Source organism: Streptomyces sp. NPDC055632, from assembly GCF_053618675.1.
The window spans coordinates 169,753-189,366 of record NZ_JBSHHY010000010.1 but is presented as its reverse complement, the minus strand read 5'-3'; the positions used below and the strand labels follow the sequence as shown (position 1 = coordinate 189,366).

23 protein-coding genes are annotated in these 19,614 nt (G+C 73.7%); 11 read left to right on the top strand and 12 right to left on the bottom strand.

All coding sequences use genetic code 11. From position 1 onward, the window contains the following. Positions 1–3: 3 nt before the first annotated feature. Complete coding sequence (locus ACWGSR_RS16325; RefSeq protein ID WP_453567025.1) at positions 4–1,095, top strand: ABC transporter ATP-binding protein; 1,092 nt, start codon at positions 4–6, stop codon at positions 1,093–1,095. Continuing rightward, a complete protein-coding gene (locus ACWGSR_RS16320) occupies positions 1,088–1,789 on the top strand; it encodes an HAD family hydrolase (protein ID WP_453567023.1) in 702 nt (233 codons plus the stop codon). Before ACWGSR_RS16325 ends, ACWGSR_RS16320 begins: the two co-directional genes overlap by 8 nt. Here ACWGSR_RS16320 and ACWGSR_RS16315 read toward each other — a convergent pair. The 4 genes from ACWGSR_RS16315 to ACWGSR_RS16300 form a co-directional block, all read right to left on the bottom strand. Beyond that, entirely contained in the window at positions 1,764–2,999 is a 1,236-nt protein-coding gene (locus ACWGSR_RS16315; RefSeq protein WP_453567021.1) for a mannosyltransferase family protein, read from the bottom strand. The two genes, ACWGSR_RS16320 and ACWGSR_RS16315, sit on opposite strands and share 26 nt — an antisense overlap. A gap of 210 nt (positions 3,000–3,209) precedes the next feature. Further along, on the bottom strand, positions 3,210–3,653 hold the full coding sequence (locus tag ACWGSR_RS16310) for a hypothetical protein (RefSeq protein WP_453567019.1): 444 nt from the start codon (positions 3,651–3,653) through the stop codon (positions 3,210–3,212). Then, on the bottom strand, positions 3,650–4,144 hold the full coding sequence (locus ACWGSR_RS16305) for a SigE family RNA polymerase sigma factor (protein ID WP_376230870.1): 495 nt from the start codon (positions 4,142–4,144) through the stop codon (positions 3,650–3,652). The genes ACWGSR_RS16310 and ACWGSR_RS16305 overlap by 4 nt, the downstream gene beginning before the upstream one ends. A gap of 168 nt (positions 4,145–4,312) precedes the next feature. Beyond that, positions 4,313–4,804, bottom strand: a complete 492-nt coding sequence (locus tag ACWGSR_RS16300; RefSeq protein WP_376230871.1) for a carboxymuconolactone decarboxylase family protein — start codon at positions 4,802–4,804, stop codon at positions 4,313–4,315. Positions 4,805–4,899: 95 nt separating this feature from the next. Between ACWGSR_RS16300 and ACWGSR_RS16295 the strand changes: the two genes are divergently transcribed. Further along, positions 4,900–5,886, top strand: coding sequence for a pirin family protein (locus ACWGSR_RS16295; protein ID WP_453567017.1), 987 nt, complete (start codon positions 4,900–4,902; stop codon positions 5,884–5,886). Between the two features lie 202 nt (positions 5,887–6,088). Here the strand turns inward: ACWGSR_RS16295 and ACWGSR_RS16290 are convergent, their stop codons facing one another. The 4 genes from ACWGSR_RS16290 to ACWGSR_RS16275 all read right to left on the bottom strand — a co-directional run bounded on the left by ACWGSR_RS16290 (position 6,089) and on the right by ACWGSR_RS16275 (position 8,349). Continuing rightward, on the bottom strand, positions 6,089–6,298 hold the full coding sequence (locus tag ACWGSR_RS16290) for a hypothetical protein (protein WP_453567015.1): 210 nt from the start codon (positions 6,296–6,298) through the stop codon (positions 6,089–6,091). 318 nt (positions 6,299–6,616) lie between these two features. Further along, positions 6,617–6,874 carry a hypothetical protein gene (locus ACWGSR_RS16285; RefSeq protein ID WP_453567013.1) on the bottom strand — a complete coding sequence of 86 codons (258 nt, stop codon included), beginning with the start codon at positions 6,872–6,874 and terminating at the stop codon, positions 6,617–6,619. A gap of 41 nt (positions 6,875–6,915) precedes the next feature. Beyond that, complete coding sequence (locus ACWGSR_RS16280) at positions 6,916–7,359, bottom strand: hypothetical protein (RefSeq protein ID WP_453567011.1); 444 nt, start codon at positions 7,357–7,359, stop codon at positions 6,916–6,918. 12 nt (positions 7,360–7,371) lie between these two features. Next, complete coding sequence (locus ACWGSR_RS16275; RefSeq protein WP_453567009.1) at positions 7,372–8,349, bottom strand: alpha/beta fold hydrolase; 978 nt, start codon at positions 8,347–8,349, stop codon at positions 7,372–7,374. A 299-nt stretch (positions 8,350–8,648) separates the two neighbouring features. Here ACWGSR_RS16275 and ACWGSR_RS16270 point away from each other — a divergent pair, with 299 nt between their 5' ends. Continuing rightward, the gene (locus ACWGSR_RS16270) at positions 8,649–9,194 is read left to right on the top strand and encodes a VOC family protein (RefSeq protein WP_376230877.1); all 546 of its coding nucleotides are present in this window, start codon (positions 8,649–8,651) and stop codon (positions 9,192–9,194) included. After that, a complete protein-coding gene (locus tag ACWGSR_RS16265; protein ID WP_453567007.1) occupies positions 9,178–9,987 on the top strand; it encodes a MerR family transcriptional regulator in 810 nt (269 codons plus the stop codon). Before ACWGSR_RS16270 ends, ACWGSR_RS16265 begins: the two co-directional genes overlap by 17 nt. Positions 9,988–10,048: 61 nt before the next feature. Here ACWGSR_RS16265 and ACWGSR_RS16260 read toward each other — a convergent pair whose 3' ends face one another. Beyond that, a complete protein-coding gene (locus ACWGSR_RS16260; protein WP_453567005.1) occupies positions 10,049–10,732 on the bottom strand; it encodes a hemerythrin domain-containing protein in 684 nt (227 codons plus the stop codon). Positions 10,733–10,816: 84 nt separating this feature from the next. Between ACWGSR_RS16260 and ACWGSR_RS16255 the strand changes: the two genes are divergently transcribed. Next, positions 10,817–11,263, top strand: coding sequence for a MarR family winged helix-turn-helix transcriptional regulator (locus ACWGSR_RS16255; protein WP_376230880.1), 447 nt, complete (start codon positions 10,817–10,819; stop codon positions 11,261–11,263). A 366-nt stretch (positions 11,264–11,629) separates the two neighbouring features. Next, the gene (locus ACWGSR_RS16250; protein ID WP_376230881.1) at positions 11,630–11,803 is read left to right on the top strand and encodes a hypothetical protein; all 174 of its coding nucleotides are present in this window, start codon (positions 11,630–11,632) and stop codon (positions 11,801–11,803) included. A 41-nt stretch (positions 11,804–11,844) separates the two neighbouring features. On the opposite strand, the gene ACWGSR_RS16245 is transcribed toward ACWGSR_RS16250, so the two are convergent. Together ACWGSR_RS16245 and ACWGSR_RS16240 are read right to left on the bottom strand one after the other, a co-directional pair. Then, positions 11,845–12,549: a TetR/AcrR family transcriptional regulator gene (locus ACWGSR_RS16245; protein WP_376230882.1), complete on the bottom strand. Its 705-nt coding sequence runs from the start codon at positions 12,547–12,549 to the stop codon at positions 11,845–11,847. Between the two features lie 79 nt (positions 12,550–12,628). Continuing rightward, positions 12,629–13,843 (bottom strand): serine hydrolase domain-containing protein, encoded by a 1,215-nt coding sequence (locus ACWGSR_RS16240; protein ID WP_453567002.1) that lies wholly within the window; start codon positions 13,841–13,843, stop codon positions 12,629–12,631. 118 nt (positions 13,844–13,961) lie between these two features. Here ACWGSR_RS16240 and ACWGSR_RS16235 point away from each other — a divergent pair, with 118 nt between their 5' ends. Further along, the gene (locus ACWGSR_RS16235) at positions 13,962–14,621 is read left to right on the top strand and encodes a hypothetical protein (protein WP_453567000.1); all 660 of its coding nucleotides are present in this window, start codon (positions 13,962–13,964) and stop codon (positions 14,619–14,621) included. Between the two features lie 128 nt (positions 14,622–14,749). On the opposite strand, the gene ACWGSR_RS16230 is transcribed toward ACWGSR_RS16235, so the two are convergent. Continuing rightward, positions 14,750–15,211, bottom strand: a complete 462-nt coding sequence (locus tag ACWGSR_RS16230; RefSeq protein WP_453566998.1) for a pyridoxamine 5'-phosphate oxidase family protein — start codon at positions 15,209–15,211, stop codon at positions 14,750–14,752. 166 nt (positions 15,212–15,377) lie between these two features. Between ACWGSR_RS16230 and ACWGSR_RS16225 the strand changes: the two genes are divergently transcribed. The 3 genes from ACWGSR_RS16225 (at position 15,378) to pntB (ending at position 19,545) form a co-directional block, all read left to right on the top strand. Next, a complete protein-coding gene (locus tag ACWGSR_RS16225) occupies positions 15,378–16,253 on the top strand; it encodes a PhzF family phenazine biosynthesis protein (protein WP_453566996.1) in 876 nt (291 codons plus the stop codon). A gap of 345 nt (positions 16,254–16,598) precedes the next feature. Continuing rightward, entirely contained in the window at positions 16,599–18,125 is a 1,527-nt protein-coding gene (locus tag ACWGSR_RS16220) for a Re/Si-specific NAD(P)(+) transhydrogenase subunit alpha (protein WP_376230887.1), read from the top strand. 1 nt (position 18,126) lies between these two features. Then, positions 18,127–19,545 (top strand): Re/Si-specific NAD(P)(+) transhydrogenase subunit beta, encoded by a 1,419-nt coding sequence (gene pntB / locus ACWGSR_RS16215; protein ID WP_376230888.1) that lies wholly within the window; start codon positions 18,127–18,129, stop codon positions 19,543–19,545. The last annotated feature ends 69 nt before the right edge of the window (positions 19,546–19,614 follow it).

Genomic DNA, 19,614 nt, shown 5'->3' with positions numbered 1-19,614 from the left:
CTCATGTCCTCAGCAACAGCGGAACGGACGGAGACCGCGACCGTCACCGGGGCGCGCGTCGAATTCCGCGGTCTGCGCCGCTCGTTCGGCCCCACCACCGCCCTCGACGGACTCGACCTGACCGTGGAGCCGGGCGAACTCCTCGCCCTGCTCGGCCCGTCGGGCTGCGGCAAGACCACCGCCCTGCGCGTCCTCGCCGGCTTCGAGCGGCCCGACGCGGGCGAGGTCCTCGTCGACGGCACCGACATCACCCACGTGCCGGCCAACCGCCGCGACGCCGGGATGGTCTTCCAGTCGTACAGCCTCTTCCCGCACCTCACCGCCCGCGACAACGTCGCCTTCGGCCTGCGGGTGCGGAAGGTCGGGGCGGCCGAGCGGCGCGCCCGGGCCGCCGAACTCCTCGACCTGGTGGGCCTGCCCCAGCACGGCGACCGCTACCCGCACCAGATGTCCGGCGGCCAGCAGCAGCGCGTCGCCCTGGCCCGCGCCCTCGCCCTGCGCCCCCGCGTCCTGCTCCTCGACGAACCGCTCTCCGCGCTCGACGCCAAGGTCCGCCTCAGCCTCCGGGAGGAGATCCGGCGGCTCCAGCTCGACCTCGGCATCACCACGGTCTTCGTCACCCACGACCAGGAGGAGGCGCTGTCCATGGCGGACCGCGTCGCCGTCCTCAACGCCGGACGCCTCGAACAGTGCGCGGCCCCGGCCGAGTTGTACCGGCGCCCCGCGACCGCGTTCGTCGCCGGGTTCGTCGGCACCATGAACCGGCTGCCCGGCCGCCTCGCGGGCCCCGGCCTCGTCGAGGTCGCGGGCGCCCGGCTGCCCGTCGACGGCGAGGCGCCGAAGGGCCCCGGGGTCGACGTGCTCGTGCGCCCCGAGAACCTCACCGTGACCGAGGACCCCGACGGCGACGCGACGGTGGTCTCCGCCTCCTTCCTCGGCCCGGTCACCCGCCTCCACCTCGACCGCGCCGGTACGCCGGTCAAGGCCGACCTGCCGTCGCGGGACGCCGGAGCGCTCGCCCCGGGCACACGCGTCGCCCTCGGCGTCGTCCACCACCCCGCCCTCGTCGTGGCCGGGAGGGCGGCCGGTGAGTGAACTCGCCGCGGTCCTCTTCGACATGGACGGCACCCTCGTCGACACCGAGACCCTCTGGTGGGACGCCACCGAGGAGGTCGCCGCCCGGCTCGGCCACCGCCTGACGGCCGCCGACGCCCCCGAGGTCGTCGGCCGCGCCGTCGAGGACACCGCCGCCCACCTCGTACGGGCCACGGGCATGCCGGAGGCGACGGGGACGCCCGGGGTCGCCTCCGCGCTGACCACCGCCTTCCGGCGGCGCGTCGACGCGGGCGCGCCGCTGCGTCCGGGCGCGGCCCTTCTGCTGGCCGAACTGGAGCGCGAGGGCGTGCCGTTCGCGCTGGTCAGCGCGTCTCCCCGGTCGGTGGTCGACGCGGTGACCGGCGGCGCGCTCGCCCACGTTCCGTTCGCCTTCACCCTCTCGGCCGACGACACCGACCGCACGAAGCCGCACCCCGACCCGTACCGGACGGCCGCCCGCCGCCTGGGAGTCCCGCCCGCCGCCTGCGTGGCCGTCGAGGACTCGCCGGACGGGACCGCCTCCGCCGACGCGGCGGGCTGCGTCGTCCTGGTCGTCCCCTCGCTGCTCCCGGTGGAGCCGGGGCCGGGACGGGTCTTCGCGGAGAGCCTGGAGGAGGTCTCCCTCGCCACCCTGCGCGGCCACCTGCGGCACGGCCGATCCCCGGCCGTCAGCCCGCCCAGCGTCCCGACATGAAGGTGATCGCCAGGACGGTGCTCAGCGGCGCGACCAGGCACAGGTAGGCGATCGTGACCCACCGCCTGCGCACGCTCCAGACGGCCAGGCCGACCCACAGCGGCCACCACAGGAGGGTGCTGCGGGCCACGGACATGTACCAGTACGAGGTGCCGAGCGCCCACAGCGTCAGCGCGATGTACACGGCCTCCGGCCAGCGGCGCCGCACGACGAGGACGGCGAGCAGCGCCAGGCCGAGCACCATGGCGAGCAGGTCCGCCTGGAACTGGGCGGCGTAGCCGGTGGCCTGGGTGTGGTCGAAGGCCTCGTGCCAGGTCTGCGACCAGGCCTCCCAGGGGGCGCGGAAGTGGCGGTACCAGCCGCGCTCCTGCGCGTGCTTCCACGCCATGGGGTCGCCGGTCCGCCCGTACAGGTACCGGAAGTAGAGGAGCGCGGGCAGGCCGGGGAGGACGAGCCAGGCGGCGGCGCGCTTCCGGCCGGCCCCTCCGTCCCGCCGCGTCGTCAGGGTCGTCAGGAAGAGGACGACGAGCGCGGCGGCGAGGAAGAGCCCGCTGATGCGCACGGTGGTGGCGCCGGCGGTGAGCACCGAGGCGAGGAGCCACCGCTGCCGCCGGGCCGCGAGCCAGGCGGGCAGGGCGAGGGCGAGGAAGAGCGCCTCGCTGTACCCGGCGGCCAGGAAGACCGCGCAGGGCGACACCAGGAGGAAGAGGGCGGCGCGCCGGCCCGCGCCGGAACCGGGCAGGTGCAGCTCGGCGATCCGGGCGAGGGCCACGGCGGCGACGGCCCCGGCGACGAGGGAGACGAGGAGCCCGGCGACGGTCCAGTGGGGCACGAGGACGTGCACGGCCCGCAGGACCAGGGGGAGGCCGGGGAAGAACGCCTCCCGGTTGTCCCCCTCGCCCGGCCCCCCGGGGAAGTAGCCGTCCCTGGCTATGTTCAGGAAGTGCCCCCAGTCCCAGTGCTCGAAGGGCGCGAGGACCGGCTCGGGCACCCGGGCGTCACCGGACGCCGGGAACAGCCAGCGGGTGCAGTACGCGGTCGTCCACACGGCCGCCCGCGTCAGCAGGTACAGCCACAGGACCTCGCGGTCGGCGGGGCGGAGGCGGGGCGGCGGTACGGGCGCGGGCAGGACTTCCGAGGGGGCCGTGCGCGCGGCGGGATCCGTCCGCACGGGGGCGTGCCCGGGGGAGGGCGGTGCCGAGATCGGCATGGGCGAGGTCTCTCCGTGAGTACGCGGGCACGCCGGAGGGGCGGTGCGCGCGGGTACGGGGGTACGGGGAAGGGCGGGGCGGCCCGGTGGTGCGGGGCCGCTCCGGGAGCGTGGACGCGAGCGGTCACCTGGCTGATCTGCGGGTCGACCGGTCGGGAGCGTCCGGGAAACGTCCGGAAAGTCCGGGAAAAGGGGAGGGTGGCGGGCGGGTCAGCCTTGCGGCGGTGTCGTCGTCACCAGGGTCGTCGCCGTCTCCGGCGGGGTCATCGGTGTCGTCGTCCCGCCGGAGGTCGTCGGCGGACGGGTCCGCCGGCTCTCCGTCGTCGCGCTGCCGGGGCCCGGCGGAGTGCTGTTCTCCGTCTCCCGGGGCAGGGGCTCGGAACGGTGGGTGGGGCTGGGACCGGGCGGGGGTACGGAGGGGCTCGTCGCGGGCAGGACGGGGTCCGCGGGCCCGGGGGCGAGCGAGGCGGCCGTCGCCACGCCGAGGACGGCGACGACGCCCGCCGTGACCGTGGCGAGGGCCAGCCGGCGCCGGTGGGCGCGCCTGCCCCGTTCGACGACCTGCGCGACCGGGAGCGTCGTGGCCTCCCGGCTGCCGTGGTCGGCGGCGGCCCGGAACAGGGCCCTCAGGGAGGGATCGGTGGGGTCGTTCACCGGGATCCGGCCTCCTGTTCGGTGTCCTTGAGCCGGTCGGCGAGGGCGGCGCGCCCCCGGCCGAGGTGTGTCTTGACGGTGCTGGCGGACAGCCCGGTCTCGCCCGCGATCTGCTCGACGGTGAGGTCGCACAGGTAGTGCAGGGTGACGGTGCGCCGCTGCTGGGCCGGGAGGGTGCGCAGGGCGTCGACGAGCACCACGTGCTCCGGCCCGGGGCCGGCCGCGTGGGACGGGGCCGCGCGCCTGCTCCAGGCGTCGGCCGTACGCCTCCGGAAGCGCCACCGGCTCACGGCGAGGCGCCAGGCGACCGTGCGGATCCACGCCTCCGGTCCGCTGTCGCCGTCCAGCTGACGCCGCCGGTTCCAGCCCTTGATGAACGCCTCCTGGACAACGTCTTCAGCCTCCTGCAGATCGCCGAGCATGACGTAGAGCTGCCCGGTGAGCCGCCCGACCGACTGGACGTAGAACGCTTCGAACTCTTCGACGGTCAACGGCAACTCCCGGGTCTCTCGCTTCACCGGGCATACGCCTGGCACGGCCCCGACGGTCGACACCGATCCCGAAGAAGGCACGTGAGCCCGGTCACACCGTGGACCCGCGCGGTCGTCCTCCGACCGTCGACCCTACGGCCTGCCCGGCGGATCAGGGTTTTCGGGCCCTCAGGCCTGGGGGGAGGCGTCCCGTACGGGGTGCTTGCTCAGGATCGACACCCGGTTGAACGCGTTGATGGTGATCGCCACCCAGATCACGGCGGAGAGCTCGTCGTCGGTGAGGGTCCGGCGGGCCTCCTCGTAGGCGCGCTCCTGCGCGGGGGCGTCGGAGGGGTGGGTGGTGGCCTCGGCCAGGGCGAGGGCGGCGCGCTCGCGCGCCGTGAAGAGCTCGGTGTCGCGCCAGGCGGCGAGCACGCCGAGGCGGCGGGTCGTCTCTCCGGCGCGCAGGGCGGCGCGGGTGTGCACGTCGAGGCAGGAGGCGCAGCCGTTGAGCTGGGACACCCGGAGGTTGACGAGCTCCACCAGGAGCCGGTCGAGCCCCGCGTCGGCGGCGGTCGCGCGCACGGCCTCGGCCGTCCGGACCAGGGCGTGATAGGCCTGGGGGCTCCGCTTGTCGAGATACACCCGTCCGGCCGCGGGGGCTCCTGCCGCATCGCTCACTGCGCACTCCGTTCTCGGGGCCTTCCGCGGTCGCGGAAGCTATCATCGTCCATGATTGTTTAAAATAAAACTACAGGTTTCCGGAGGGGTCGAGAATGAGCGGCAAGGCGGAGGTCGGTCCGGGGGCGGTCGGGTCCGAGGTCACCGGGGCGGGGGCCGGGGTCGGGGCCGTCGGGACCGGGGTCGAGGTGCTGTCCGCGCGGGACGTCCCCCTGGGCGGCCCGCGGGCGATGACCGTACGGCGCACGCTCCCGCAGCGGTCCCGGACCCTCATCGGCGCCTGGTGCTTCGCCGACCACTACGGCCCCGACGACGTCGCGGAGTCCGGCGGCATGGACGTGGCCCCGCACCCGCACATCGGCCTGCAGACCGTGAGCTGGCTGTTCGAGGGCGAGATCGAGCACCGCGACAGCCTGGGCAGCCACGCGTTCGTGCGCCCCGGCGAGCTCAACCTCATGACGGGCGGACACGGCATCTGCCACTCGGAGGTCTCCACCGCCCGCACCACGGTCCTGCACGGCGTACAGCTCTGGGTCGCCCTCCCCGAGGAGCACCGGAACGCCGCCCGCGACTTCCAGCACCACGCCCCGGGGACGGTCCGCCTCGACGGGGTGGACGTCAGGGTCTTCCTCGGCACCCTGGCCGGCGAGACCTCCCCGGTGCGGACCTTCACGCCCCTGCTCGGCGCCGAACTCCTCCTCGCCCCCGGCGCGACCGTCACGCTCCCCGTCGACCCCGCCTTCGAACACGGCCTGCTCGTCGACCGCGGAGAGGTCCGCCTGGCCGGAACCCTCCTGCACCCGGCCGAACTGGGCTATACGGCCCCCGGCCCCGACGCCCTCACCCTGACGAACGAGTCGGACGCCCCGGCCCGCGCGGTCCTCCTGGGCGGCCCGCCCTTCGAGGAGGAGATCGTCATGTGGTGGAACTTCATCGGCCGATCCGGTGACGAGATCGCACAGGCACGGGACGACTGGGAGAAGGGCTCGCGGTTCGGCGAGGTGCACGGCTACGACGGCGCCCGCCTGCCCGCCCCGGCACTGCCCACCACCCCGCTGAAGCCGCGTGGGCGAGTGCGCTGACCAGGGGAAACCTATAGTCGGTTTGGCCGTGCTCGCCACTGGCGACCACCATGCTGAGACCCCCGGTCCGCATCCTGTCCCGTGTTCGGCTTGGGGAGTCTGCTGGGAGCGGGAGGAGGCATGCCGAGTCGCGTGTTCGGGCTTGTGTGCCAGGGTTCGATCGGATCGATGCCGACCTTTTGCCGACTTTCCTGACTGGTGGTCAGGTCACGGTGGTCACCGTCTGCCGCCCGGATGCCGAGGACCGGGCCCAGACGGAGTCCCTGAAGCGCGACGGGGCGTTGCGGAAACCGGGTGTCGAGCTCGTCCGGCTGTCCGCGTCTCCGAGGAGCTCGGCCGGGCCCTCCACGGCGATGAGCGACCGCACGGTGAGCCCAGCGGTGCGGGCCTCGGCGACTCCAGGCAGTGACATGTTGTCCGCTGCGAGGGCCTGCCGGCCGGCGTGGAAGCGGGACACCGCGACTGCGATGACCACTTCTCCGGGACGGAGATAGTGGTGGGCCTCCTGCCGGGCGCGCTCATGCGTTCGAGGTCGGCCGTCGAGGTGAGCATCTCCAGCCCGGAGTGCATGCCGAGCCAACTGCTGCGATCGCCGGCTGGGCCCACGAGTCCTTCCTGGAACACGCTGGCGCATGAGGCCGTCCCGGGAACGGTGCGGCCGGGTCCCGGGGCGACGGGCCCCGGGAGGGGGCGGGGGAGGCCGTGCGCGGGGATCGGCGCGTGGTCTCGTTCACGGCCGTTTCGATGAGGTCGACGAGGTGCCGCCGTAGGAGTGGCCGACGAGGACCACGGAGCCTTCGGCCTGTTTGATCATCTTGCGGGTGCGTTCGGCGTCCTCGGCGAGGGAGGTGAGCGGGTTCTCGACGGCGCGGATCTCGTCGTAACCGCGCTTGTCCAGTTCCACGACGACGTTCGCCCAGTGGGCGGTGCCCGGTCGGCGGGCGAGCTCTGCCCCGGATGCGCCGAGGTCCGTGGGGACCCGGTTCACGGGCTCCCACGGACCTGTGTGACGGCGCCGGACGCCGTGTGTCAGATGCCGAGCGTGGTGAAGAACCGGCACCGGAACGGCGCGGAGTGCTCCGGGTCGAGCCGGTCCGGCACGAGTCGGGCCACGTGGGGATCGATCGCCGGGCCGAGGTGGCCGGCCGAGTCGGGGCGGCACTTGTCCCGGAGGACGATGTCGGTGACGTCGGGCCCGGTGAGGAGCCCGCTGGTGTACGGGGTGACCACCGTGTCGTACCGGGTGACGATGCTGGTGTACGTCGGGCCGGAGAAGGGTGTGCCGACGTCGGCGCCGGCGGAATCGGCGGCCGCTTCCGCGAGGGTCTCGTCGATCGCGGCGGGCAGGCGCGCGGCGCTGGAACCGGGGCCGGTGTCGCCCACCGCGACGGCGAAGAGCGGGCCGTTTTCCTCGGCGGGCTCTTTCAGGGCCTGACCGACCGGAGCGGAGCCGCATCGGTCGGCCGTGAGCACGGTCCGGGAAGGTCAGCTGCCGGAACGGGTACGGCGGCGGGCCATGGTGGTCAGGAGCGTTCCGATGGCCACGAACGCGGCGGCGCTGCCGCTCGCGACAGCCAGAGCGGCGGTGCGGGACCCGGTTTCGGCCAGGGCGGCGGGCTCGCCCGCCCCGGCTGCGGTGGCGCCGGCCGCGGCACGGATCTGCTGGGTGACGACATCGGGGTGGGACATCATCGACACGTGGGAGGAGTCGATCTCCACGGTGTGGGACTTGGCGCGCTTGGCCTCGAAGCGCTCCAGGTCCGGGGCTATGGCCTTGTCGTTCTTCGACACCACGAACCAGGAGGGAATGCTCTTCCAAGCGGCGGCGGTCGCCTTCTCCGCGAAGCCGGCCTGCGCGACGGGACGCTGTGTGACCCCCATCAAGCGGGTCTGGGACTCGGGAAGGTCGGCGGCGAACACCGAGCGGAACTTGTCCGTCCTGATGTACAGATCCGTGCCGGTGGCGTCGGCGTACGGGACGGGGGTGAGCGCCGGTCCCAGCTCGCTGCCCGCGAACTTCATGGACAGCTCCGCCGGGGACTCACCTACGTCGGGCATGAACGCCGAGACGTAGACGAGCGCCTTGACGTCGGGATTCCCGGCGGCGGCCTGAGTGATGACCGCGCCGCCGTAGGAATGCCCGGCGAGCACGATCGGGCCGTTGATGCTCTTGAGCACGCCGGCGACGGAGGCGGCGTCGTGGGACAGTCCCCGCAGCGGGTTGGGCGGGGCGACGACCTTGTACCCGGCGTCCAGGAGGCGTTCGGCGACCGCGTTCCAGCCGGAGGCGTCGGCGAACGCGCCGTGTACCAGCACCACTGTCGGCTTCGCTTCCTTGTCTCCGCCCGCCGCAGCGCCTCTGTCGGCGGCGATGGCGGTGGAGGGAACGGCGGCGACCGCGCAGGTCGCCATACCGAAAGCGGCGACGGTGGCTATTCGGCGCCGAGAGAGCGGCATGTTCATGCGCATCTTCCTTACGGGAGGGGGTGCTATCCCCGACCTCACTGCCGCCCGGCCCGCGCGGCACTCCGAGAAGGGCGATCGGGTGAACGGCTGCACCCTCACACAGGCTCTGAAGCCGGGACCGGTCCAGCAGGGCATGTGACTGCTCCGTGCCAGGTCCAGGCCTGGGCGCGGGGCCGGTTGCTGTTCCACCGGGCCGTTACGCGGGGCTGAGGGCGTCGGCCGGAGCGATCCGGGCGGAACGGCGTCCACGGTCCCGGCTTGACCCTCACGCAACGTGAGGCCGGAGGGTGGGGCGCATGAGCGACTACTACGACGCGTTCGAGATGAGTCCCGTGCCCGCCCCCGGCCCGGACGCGGTTCCGCCGGAGCCGTTCCACGGCATCTACGGAATGCCCGCGTTCGTGACGATCCCCACGAACGACCTTGCGGCGTCGGTGGACTTCTGGACGCGCGGGCTCGGCTTCTTCGAGCTGTTCGGCGTCCCCGGCACGCTGACGCATCTGCGCCGGTGGGCGTTCCAGGACGTCCTCCTCGTGTCGGCGGCGAGCGTTCCGGAGCGGCCGCCGGCGATGGCCTTCAGCTTCGCGGGCGTGCTCGGCCAGGTCGATTCCCTTGCCGAGGCGTGCCGTGCGCTGCGCCCGGACTCGGTCGACGGTCCACGGGACACCCCCTGGAACACCCGCGACGTGGAGGTGATCACCCCCGAGAACGCCCGGGTCGTCTTCACCGCGGCGAAGCCCTTCGATCCGTCGAGCCGGGAGGCGCGGAACCTCGCGGCCATGGGGATCACCCCGCCCGGCGGCGAGCGCGGCGAGAATGAGGAGCATGTCCGACACCACTGACGCCGACGGCCTGACCGTCGGTCAGGTCTCGGCGCGTCTGGGCGTGACGGTCCGCGCGCTGCACCACTGGGACGAGATCGGTCTGGCGCGTCCGTCGCTGCGCACGGCCGCCGGATACCGGCTCTACACCGCCGGCGATCTGGAACGCCTGCACCGCGTCGTCGTCTACCGCGAGCTCGGTCTCGGCCTCGACAGGATCCGGGCCGTCCTGGACGACCCGACCGCGGACGTGCCGGGCGCGTTGCGCGCGCAGCGCACCCAGGTCGCCGAACGGATCGACCGTCTCCAGCGGCTGGGCGCCGGACTGGACCGGATGATCGACGCCCACGAGCGCGGCCTGCCGCTGACCGCCGAGCAGCAGGCCGCGATCTTCGGCCCCGCGTGGGACCCGGACGGGCCGGCCCGGGCCCGTCAACGCTACGGAGACACCACGCAATGGCGGCAGTACGCCGAAGGCGCGGCCTCGCGCACTCCGGAGGAATGGCAGGCCGTCGCCGACGACGTCGCCGACCTCGACCGCGCCCTCGGGGAGGCGATGGACGCCGGCGTCACGCCCGGCAGCCCGGAGGCGAACCGCCTCGTCGAGCGGCACCGCGAGGTCTTCGCCTCGTACTTCCCCCTCACCCGGCAGATGCAGGTCTGCCTCGGCTGCATGTACGAGGCCGATCCGGGGTTCGCCGCCCACTACGACGGCGTCCGCGCCGGCCTCGCCACGTGGTTCCGCCGGATCGTCGACGCCAGTGCGCGTGCCCACGGCATCGACCCCGACACCGCGACCTGGGAGGGGAGTTGACGAGCCCTCTCCGCCACGCGCTCGGGCTTCGGCGGCGGCCCGCCCGTCGTGGACGAGGCCGTCAGCCGTGGAGCGCCCAGGTCTCCGGCAGGCCGAGGTCCGTGTAGAGGCGGTCGCGCTGGCCGGGGGTGAGGGTGGTGGTGACGGCGGCCAGGGTGCGGTGTTCCTCGCCCGGCGTCGCCGCGACGGCGCCGCGGACGATCGCGGCCCGGGTCGGGGCCGGCAGGGCGGGCAGCATCGCGCGGAGGTCCGCCAGGCCTTCGGCCGCGGTGCGGGAGGCGCGGAAGGAGGCGAAGACGGCCTCCAGCTCGTCCTCGGTGGCGTGCTCCCACAGGGCCGGCATCGCGACCGTCTCCTCGGCGTGCAGATGGGCCAGGTAGGCGGCGATCACCTCGTTGAGGGCCAGGTACAGCCCGTGCCGGGCTTCCGGCAGGTCGTCGGCGGGGGTGCCGGGCAGGGCGCGGGCGCCCGCGTCGAGCGCGACGAAGGCGGCGTCGAGGCGCAGGTGTTCGGCGTCCAGCGCGTCGGCGGCGGCCGGGGCGCGCTCCCGCAGCAGGGGGTGGATGAAGGCGTCCTCGTGGTCGGCGTGCTCACGGAGTTCCGAGGTCAGGGCGAGGCAGCGTTCGGCGTACGCCGTGGCGGCACCGGCCCGGTCGAGGTCGGCGGCTCCGAGCTCGACGGCCAGCGCGAACATGCGGGCGCGCTGTCCCATGTGAACATTCCGGTAGAGGTCGGTCCTGGGCATGTCGTGTCCTGGGGGATCGGAAACGAATTGGATGACAACATGTTGCGCTTTCGGCAATGTGTTGTCAAGAGAGGGGAGTGTGCGATGCCCGACGAGGCGGCCCTGCTGATCGCCGACGTCTACGAGGCGGCCGGTGCGCTACGGCGGCTGGGCGAGGAGACCGCCGCCGCGGAGGGGCTCACCCAGGCGCGGTGGCAGTTGCTGAGCGTCGTGTCCGAGGAGCCGCTCACGGCCCCCCAGGCCGCCCGGCGCCTGGGCGTCAGTCGCCAGAACGTCCAGCGCGTCGCCAACGACCTCGTGGCGCTCGGACTCGCCGACCTCGCCGCGAACCCGGACCACCGCGCCTCGCCCCTGCTGACGCCGACGCCCGCCGGCGAGGACGCGCTCGCCCGCGTGACCGCGCGGGCCGGGGAGCGGCACCGCTCCCTCTTCGCGGACCTCCCCGACGAGGAGATCCGCGCCACGCGCGCCTCCCTCCGCCGCCTCCTGGCCGCCCTGGACGAGCGGGAGGGGACGGCGGGCCGCCGCTGACGGGTGCCGCGGCCCTTCTGGAGCCGATGACCCCGCAGGGGGTACGAGGCGATCGGACGTGGGCCGGCGTGGACGGCGGCGGCCACGATCTCGATCCGCCCGTTCGGGCGTCGGGGCACCGTGCGGTGTGCCGGAGGTCCGTCCGGAGCGGTGGGCGAGATCACCCGAACGGGTCGTTCCCTATCGCGGTCGAAGTCGTTGGTGAGTCTGGAATTCCGAGAACGACCACAACCCACCACTGCTCGCCCGAGCCGTCCCGAAGCTCCCGCAGGAACGTATCTGCGACTCCGCTCCGGGACTGCCCACCGGGGCGGGCCCCGAACCCCGACGGGGCGTTCCGCCGCCGTCACTACGGACGCAGAAACCTTGAAGAAGCTCATCGCAACCGCACTGTTCACCGGCGCCTTCGCCGCGGGCACGGCCATGACCGCCCCCGCGGACCTGACCGGTCGCACGTCCACCATGCCGTCGGCCGACACGCTGTACGACCTGCTGGACGGGGACCTCGTCGACGAGACGCCGCCCGCGCCGCAGGAATGACCCCGCCGTCGCCGTCGCCGTCGCCGTCGCCGTCGGCTCGGTCAGGCCGTGTCCACGCGCGCGGCGATCGCGTCGAGGAGCAGCCCGAGCGTCGTCTCGAACTGGTCGTCGTCGTCGGCTTCGGCCAAGTGCGGCGCGACGGCGGCCAGGTGGGGATAGAGCGTCGGCGGGACGGCGAGGTACTCCCGGCGCCAGGCCATCCTGTCGCCCTCCCTGGCGCGGCCGTCGAGCGCGGCCGAGGCGGCCTCGTAGGAGGAGAGCGCCAGGGCCGTGTCGACCAGGGAGCGGTAGTAGCGGGCCGCGTCCCGTTCGCCGAGGCCCGCCGCGCGGAGCGCGCCGACGACCGCGTCCGCGCCCCGGAACTCCGCGGCGCGCCGGGAGACCCGGGTGGTGGAGAGCAGGGCGACCTGGGGGTGGGCGAGGCAGGCCGCGCGCATCCGCCGCGCCAGCGCCTCCAGCGTCCGCCGCCAGTCGTCCGCGGGCGCGAAGCCGTCGAGGGCCTCTTCGACCAGCCGGTCCGCGAGGCCGAGCAGGATCTCGTCCTTGCCGGAGAAGTGCCGGAGCACCGCGGTGTGGTTCGTGCCCAGTTCGGCGCCGAGACGGCGGAGCGTCAACGCGTCGGGGCCTTCGCGTTCCACCAGGGCGAGGGCCGTGTCCAGGATGCGCTTCTGGTTCAGGGCGGTGCTCGGCGGACGGCCACGACGGGCTTTCCCCGGGGGCCCGCCCCGCCCTGTGGATTCCGTCATGGCCGCCATGCTACCGGCCGCCACCAGGGCTTCTCCGGTCCGCCCGGGGCCTGTCCGGCGGATCGGGGTCGGGCAGGTCCTAGCCGCCTTGGCCCAGCCGGGCGGTGAGCGCGGTGAGCGCGGCCACCGTCTCGGCGTCCCGCTCCGGATCGTCGGCCGTCGGCCAGGCGCTGGTCTTCACCACCACCACGTCCGCGACGGGATCGACCCAGAGGAACTGCCCGTGGATGCCCAGGCCGGTGAAGGCGCGGTGCTCGCCGCCCAGCGTCCACCACTGGTTCGCGTACCCGTAGTGGGCGGGCAGGTCCCCGCCGAGGGCGCCGACCTCCAGGTGCGGCAGCCCCGCCCCCCGGCTGCGCTCGACCCACGCCGCCGGCACGACCTGCCTCCCGTCCCGGACCCCGCCGTGCGCCATCAGCACCCCGAGCCGTGCCAGGTCCCGGACCGTCGCGTTGAGCGAACCGCCGCCGAGCGCGGTGCGCGGACGCCCCCGGGTCAGGAAGTAGTAGGCGTCGCTCTCCGCCCCGACCGGGTCCCACAGGCTCCGGGCCGCGTAGCGGGCCAGCGGCACGCCCGTCGCCGCCTCCAGGGCCCGGCCCAGTACCTGGGTGTCGAGCGTGGAGTAGTTGAACGCGGTCCCGGGCTCGGCGGCGCGCGGCAGCGAGCGCAGGACGTCCAGGACCGATCCGCCCCCGGTCACCGCCCGTTCGAAGCGGTTGATCGGCGCGTCGGGGTCGGTGTAGTCCTCGACGCCGCCGGCGCCGCTGCACATGTCGAGGAGGTGCCCGACCGTCGCCCCGTCGTAGGCGGAACCGGCCAGCTCGGGGAGGTGGGAGACCACCTGGTCGTCCAGTGAGAGGGCGCCCTCCTCCAGGGCGATGCCCACGAGCATCGACGTCACCGACTTCGTCAGCGAGAACACCTGGAACCGCGAACCGGGCGAGGCGAAGCGGCCGGGGTAGCTCTCGTGGACCAGGACGCCGCGGTGGACCACGGCGAACCCGGTGGTGTGGGTGCGGCGGTGGAGCTCCTCCAGCGTGCGCCGCCGCCCGTCGAACGCGTACGAGCACTCCAGGGGCCGCGTCCGCCGGACGAACGGCCGCGGCCGTGAGGACCGGGGCACGGTGTCGGTGGGCATCAGGGCCGACATGTGCGTGAACGTCCACTCGTTGACCGGCCGCCCCGTGGCCACCGCCCCCTGATTGCGCCACAGCCACACCGCCCCCGCCGTCAGGCCGGCCCCCGCGACCGCCGTGACCGCCGTGCCTCCGAGTCCTCGCGCCTTGAGCACCATGCCGCCCTCCCGTCGTGCCACATCATTTCGAACCAATGGTGACACCAGTGGTGACGAAGGTGCAAGGAGGGTCGGGACAGGCCCCCGGGACGCTTCCGGTCGGTGGCAGGATCGAGGAATGCTGATCGAGGGATACGACGACGGCCCGCCGACGGCGGGCGAACCGCTGCTGGACCGTCCGGGCTTCTGGTCCAACCACCTTCCGGTGCTGTGCGGTGACGGGGCCTGCGCCGAGCGGCCGGTTCCGGAGTGGTTCGGTGAGGACGGCGCCGACGCCGACGCCCTGTCCGAGGTCCTCTTCGATCCCGAACGGTGGCCGGTCTTCCGGGTGCCGTCCGAGACCGGCCCCGGAGCCGTCGTGGTCTACCGCAACCTGATCGGCGAGTACGGCACCGACTACCTCCTCACCGAACCGGACGGGAGCCGCGCCCGGCGGATCGCCGGCTGGGACGGGGACTTCACGGGCGCCGGGCTGACGTGGCGCGAACTGACCGGCATCGCCGACAGCCCGTCCTCCGCGGCCGAAGGCGTCCAGGACCCCGCCTCCCGCCTTCTGCTGCTCCTTCCCCTCCTCACCGACCCGGACGTGCCGGAGGAGGCGCCGGCGAGGGTCGCCGCCGCGCTGGTGGCGGTCGGCGCGCCTCCGCGCACCGCCCCCGCCACGGCGGACCACCTGCTCGCCCACCTCGGGAGAAGGGCCCGGCACGACCCCGCGTGGGAGTCGCCGCTCAGCGGAGGCCGGGAAGGGGTACGGGCCGCAGACCGCTCGGAGGGGTGACGGGCGGCCGGGCGCGGGGCGAGCGGGGGCCGGAGGGGTGACGGGCGGCCGGGCGCGGGGCGAGCGGGGGCCGGGCGAGCAGGGGCCGGAGAGGTACCTGCCAGGTGCGGCCGGCCCCGGCCCGGCCCTCACCCCAGCCAGTCCCCGTCGCGCATGACGACCCTCCCGCGCAGCTCCCGCTCGCCGCGCCACGCGCGCACGGTCTCGGGGACCACGCGTACGTACAGGAAGGAGTCCTCCTTCGCGCGCGGGTCCCATCCGAACGTGGCGGTGAACGCCCGCGCCGCGTCCTCGGGCACCTCCCGGTCCGGGAAGCACTCCGCCCCGCCCTGGATCAGGACCACGTCGTGGGTGTCCGGCAGCGCCAGGCGTACGCGGGGCTCCGCGAGGACGTTCCGCGCGGTGGCGGAAGCGGCGGCGGTACACATCCACACCGCCCGTCCGTCCCACAGGAACCACAGCGGCACCTGGTGCGGCCCGTGGTCGGGGTGCGCCGTCGACACCCATATGTCCCGCTCGGCGGCGAGCCGCCCCAGGGTGTCGCGTACGCGCTCCGCCGTCGTGCGGCGAATGATCTCCGTGGTCTCCATGAGGACCGACCCTAGGCAGGCGAACCCGAAGGGCGCCTGGGGCGAGGGACCTACTTCCCGCGACCGACGACCCCCCGGCCTTTCTCCCAGGACCCCCGTCCGGGTCTCCCAGGATCCACGTCCGAGCCCAGGAATAGCCCCGGACCCGCCCGGAGTTGCCACGACCATGACGACGAACCCGCCGCGGCCCGAGGTGCTGCGCTACACCGCCTTCTCCGGCGCTCCCGACGGCGGGAACCCCGCCGGCGTCGTTCTGGACGCCACCGGACTGGACGACGGCGACATGCTCGCCGTCGCGGCCGACCTCGGATACTCGGAGTCCGCGTTCCTGACCGCGCCCCCGGAGGGACTCGGCGGCCCGGGGGAGCGGGCGTACCGCATCCGTTACTTCAGCCCCCGGGCCGAGGTGCCGTTCTGCGGGCACGCCACCGTCGCGACCGCCATCGCGCTCGCCGAGCGGGAGGGCCCCGGGAAGCTGGTGTTCGCGACGCGCGCCGGCACCGTGCCGGTGGAGGTGACCGAGGAGGGCGGGACGCTCCGGGCCACGCTCACCAGCGTCGAGCCGCACGTCGAGGCGGTCGACGGCGCCGACCTCGCGGAGGCGCTCGCCGCGCTCGACTGGCCGGCCGCCGACCTCGACCCGGCCTTCCCGCCCCGCATCGCCTTCGCCGGCGCCCGCCACCTCGTCCTCGCGGCGGCGACGCGCGCCCGACTCGCCGACCTCGCGTACGACTTCGCGCGCCTCGAAGCCCTGATGCGGCGCCTGGACCTGACCACGGTCCAACTGGTGTGGCGGGAATCGGCCACCGTCTTCCACGTCCGCGACCCGTTCCCCGTCGGCGGCGTCGTGGAGGACCCGGCGACCGGCGCCGCAGCCGCCGCGTTCGGCGCCTACGCCCGTGACCTCGGGCTCGTCCCCGAGGACGCCGTCCTCACCCTGCGCCAGGGCGAGGACCTGGGCCGCCCCGGCGAGCTCACGGTGACGCTGCGCGCGGGCGACCCGCGCGTCCGGGTGAGCGGCCGGGGGACCCGCATCGGCTGAGCCCCCGGCCGTGGCGACGGCACGGCCACAACTCTCTCCGGCCGTGGCGACGGCGCCGCCACGGCTCTCTCCGGCCGTGGCGACGGTATGGTCACGTGTCCCTTCGGCCGTGGCGACGGCGCCGCCACGGGCCCCTCCGGCGGTCGCGACTCCCGCCCGCACGCCGTCGCGTGGGGCATGGGAGCCGGTCCGTCAAGTGTTGCGTGTGCCTCACCAGCGGGTGCTGTTCAAGGAGAGCCCCGGCGGTCAAGCTGAGCGGCGTGCTCCGGACCATCGCGGGCGCGCACTTCTTGATCGAGTCGGGAACACGCCGTTGACGGCCAGAGCAGCGAACGGAGAACACTCGTGATTGTCGGAGTCCTCAAGGAAGCGCGGGCAGGTGAGAGTCGCGTTTCGGCCACGCCGGCCACCGTCGAACAGATCCGCAAACTGGGGTACGACGTGGTCGTCGACCAGGGCGCGGGCGTCGCGGCCGGCTTCACCGACAGCGCCTACGAGGCCGCCGGCGCGACCGTGGGCGACGCGGTGGCCGCGGACGTGGTGCTCGGGGTCAACGCCCCGGCCCCGTCCCAGCTCGACCGGGTCCGGCCCGAGGCGACCGTGATCGCCCTGTTCGCCCCGGCCTTCGACCCGGAGATGGTCGAGGACCTGGTCCGGCGCCCCTTCACCGCCCTCTCGATGGACGCCGTGCCGCGCATCAGCCGGGCCCAGTCGATGGACGTGCTGTCCTCGATGGCGAACATCGCCGGCTACCGGGCCGTCGTCGAAGCGGCGCACGAGTTCGGCCGGTTCTTCACCGGCCAGGTGACGGCGGCCGGCAAGGTGCCGCCCGCGAAGGTGCTCGTCGCGGGCGCCGGCGTCGCCGGCCTGGCGGCGATCGGCGCCTCGGGCTCGCTCGGCGCGATCGTCCGCGCCACCGACCCCCGGCCCGAGGTGGCCGACCAGGTCCGCTCCCTCGGCGGCGAGTACCTGTCGATCGAGTCCCCCGAGGTCGAGGTCTCGAAGACCGGCTACGCCAAGGAGATGGGCGACGACTACAAGGCGCGCGAGGTCGAGCTCTACGCGGCCCAGTGCCGCGAGGTCGACATCGTCATCACCACCGCGCTGATCCCCGGCCGCCCCGCGCCGACGCTGATCACCGCCGAGATGGTGGCGAGCATGAAGCCGGGTGCGGTGATCGTCGACATGGCGGCCGCCAACGGCGGCAACGTCGAGGGCACCGTGAAGGGCGAGAAGACCGTCACGGAGAACGGCGTGACGATCATCGGCTACACCGACCTCGCGGGCCGACTGCCCGCGCAGGCCTCGCAGCTGTACGGCACGAACCTGGTGAACCTGCTGAAGCTGATGACGCCGGAGAAGGACGCCCGGCTCGTCCTCGACTGGGACGACCCGGTGCAGCGCTCGATCACCGTCGTGCGCGCGGGCGAGTCGGCCTGGCCGCCCCCGCCGGTCCAGGTCTCGGCGGCCCCGGCCCCCGCGCCCGCGGCGGCCGCGGTGGAGCCCGCGCCGAAGAAGGCGCCGATGACGGCGGGGCAGAGGTTCGGCGGAGTGGCCCTCGGCGCCCTGGCCCTCTTCCTCCTCGCCGCGTTCGCGCCGGCGGCGCTGCTCCCGCACGTGACGGTCTTCGTCCTCGCGATCGTGATCGGCTACTACGTCATCGGCCACGTGCACCACGCGCTGCACACACCGCTGATGTCGGTGACGAACGCGATCTCCGGGATCATCGTCGTCGGTGCGCTCCTCCAGATCGGCCACACCAGCGCGGCGGTCACGGTGCTGTCGTCCGTGGCGATCCTCCTGGCCAGTATCAACGTCTTCGGCGGCTTCGCGGTGACGCGTCGCATGCTCGCCATGTTCAACCGGAGCTGACATGTCTGCGACCATTGCCGCCCAGGCGGCCTACCTCGTTGCCGCGCTGCTGTTCATCCTCGCGCTGGCAGGACTCTCCAAGCACGAGACGGCCAGGCTCGGCAACGCCTTCGGCATGCTCGGCATGGGCGTCGCGCTCGTCGCGACGGTCGTGCTCGCGGTGGACGGCGACGTCAGCACCGCCGGCCTCGGCCTGATGGGCGTCGCGATGCTGACCGGCGCGCTGATCGGCCTCCAGCGGGCCCGCGGCGTCGAGATGACCGGCATGCCCGAACTCATCGCGCTGCTGCACTCCTTCGTCGGCCTGGCCGCCGTCCTGGTGAGCTGGAACGGCTTCCTGAACGTCGAGCACGACCCGGACGGCCACGAGGCGAAGGCCCTGGACGCGCTCGGCACCCTCGGCATCCACCACGCCGAGGTGTTCATCGGCCTGTTCATCGGCGCGGTGACCTTCACCGGCTCCGTCGTGGCGTACCTGAAGCTCGCCGCGAAGATCGACTCCAAGCCGCTGGTGCTGCCGGGCAAGAACGTCCTGAACCTCGGCTCGCTCGCCCTGTTCGTCGCCCTGACGGTGTGGTTCGTGATCACGCCGGAGCTGTGGCTGCTCATCGTGGTGACGGTCCTGGCGCTCGCCCTCGGCTGGCACCTGGTGGCCTCGATCGGCGGCGGCGACATGCCGGTCGTGGTCTCGATGCTCAACAGCTACTCCGGCTGGGCCGCGGCCGCCTCGGGCTTCCTGCTCGGCAACGACCTGCTGATCATCACCGGCGCCCTGGTCGGCTCGTCCGGCGCCTACCTGAGCTACATCATGTGCAAGGCGATGAACCGCTCCTTCTTCTCGGTCATCGCCGGCGGCTTCGGCATCGAGGCGCCGTCGGGCTCGGACGTCGACTACGGCGAGCACACCGAGATCACCGCCGCGAGCGCCGCCGAACTGCTCGGCTCGGCCCGGTCCGTGGTCATCACGCCCGGGTACGGCATGGCCGTCGCCCAGGCCCAGTACCCGGTCGCGGAGCTCACCTCGAAGCTGCGCGCCAAGGGCGTCGACGTGCGGTTCGGCATCCACCCGGTCGCCGGCCGCCTGCCCGGCCACATGAACGTGCTCCTCGCCGAGGCCAAGGTGCCGTACGACATCGTCCTGGAGATGGACGAGATCAACGACGACTTCGCCAAGACCGACGTCGTCCTCGTGATCGGCGCCAACGACACGGTCAACCCGGCCGGGGCCGAGGACCCCGGCAGCCCGATCGCCGGCATGCCGGTCCTCACCGTCTGGGAGGCAGGCAAGGTCATCGTGTTCAAGCGCTCGATGGCCTCCGGGTACGCGGGCGTGCAGAACCCGCTCTTCTTCAAGGAGAACACCTCGATGCTCTTCGGCGACGCGAAGGCCCGGGTCGAGGACATCGTCGGCGCCCTCTGAGCCGCGACGACGGGCGAGGGCCTCCCGGCCCGGTGCGGCGGCGGACGCCCGCGCCGGGCCGGGAGGCCC

Excerpts from the sequence above, each read along its gene's own strand:
- ACWGSR_RS16325 (WP_453567025.1), top strand. The coding sequence starts at position 4 with ATGTCCTCAGCAACAGCGGAACGGACGGAGACCGCGACCGTCACCGGG.
- ACWGSR_RS16315 (WP_453567021.1), bottom strand. The coding sequence starts at position 2,999 with ATGCCGATCTCGGCACCGCCCTCCCCCGGGCACGCCCCCGTGCGGACG.
- ACWGSR_RS16295 (WP_453567017.1), top strand. The coding sequence starts at position 4,900 with ATGAGCGGCAAGGCGGAGGTCGGTCCGGGGGCGGTCGGGTCCGAGGTC.
- ACWGSR_RS16290 (WP_453567015.1), bottom strand. The coding sequence starts at position 6,298 with ATGTCACTGCCTGGAGTCGCCGAGGCCCGCACCGCTGGGCTCACCGTG.
- ACWGSR_RS16275 (WP_453567009.1), bottom strand. The coding sequence starts at position 8,349 with ATGAACATGCCGCTCTCTCGGCGCCGAATAGCCACCGTCGCCGCTTTC.
- ACWGSR_RS16270 (WP_376230877.1), top strand. The coding sequence starts at position 8,649 with ATGAGCGACTACTACGACGCGTTCGAGATGAGTCCCGTGCCCGCCCCC.
- ACWGSR_RS16265 (WP_453567007.1), top strand. The coding sequence starts at position 9,178 with ATGTCCGACACCACTGACGCCGACGGCCTGACCGTCGGTCAGGTCTCG.
- ACWGSR_RS16260 (WP_453567005.1), bottom strand. The coding sequence starts at position 10,732 with ATGCCCAGGACCGACCTCTACCGGAATGTTCACATGGGACAGCGCGCC.
- ACWGSR_RS16255 (WP_376230880.1), top strand. The coding sequence starts at position 10,817 with ATGCCCGACGAGGCGGCCCTGCTGATCGCCGACGTCTACGAGGCGGCC.
- ACWGSR_RS16245 (WP_376230882.1), bottom strand. The coding sequence starts at position 12,549 with ATGACGGAATCCACAGGGCGGGGCGGGCCCCCGGGGAAAGCCCGTCGT.
- ACWGSR_RS16240 (WP_453567002.1), bottom strand. The coding sequence starts at position 13,843 with ATGGTGCTCAAGGCGCGAGGACTCGGAGGCACGGCGGTCACGGCGGTC.
- ACWGSR_RS16235 (WP_453567000.1), top strand. The coding sequence starts at position 13,962 with ATGCTGATCGAGGGATACGACGACGGCCCGCCGACGGCGGGCGAACCG.
- ACWGSR_RS16230 (WP_453566998.1), bottom strand. The coding sequence starts at position 15,211 with ATGGAGACCACGGAGATCATTCGCCGCACGACGGCGGAGCGCGTACGC.
- ACWGSR_RS16225 (WP_453566996.1), top strand. The coding sequence starts at position 15,378 with ATGACGACGAACCCGCCGCGGCCCGAGGTGCTGCGCTACACCGCCTTC.
- pntB (WP_376230888.1), top strand. The coding sequence starts at position 18,127 with ATGTCTGCGACCATTGCCGCCCAGGCGGCCTACCTCGTTGCCGCGCTG.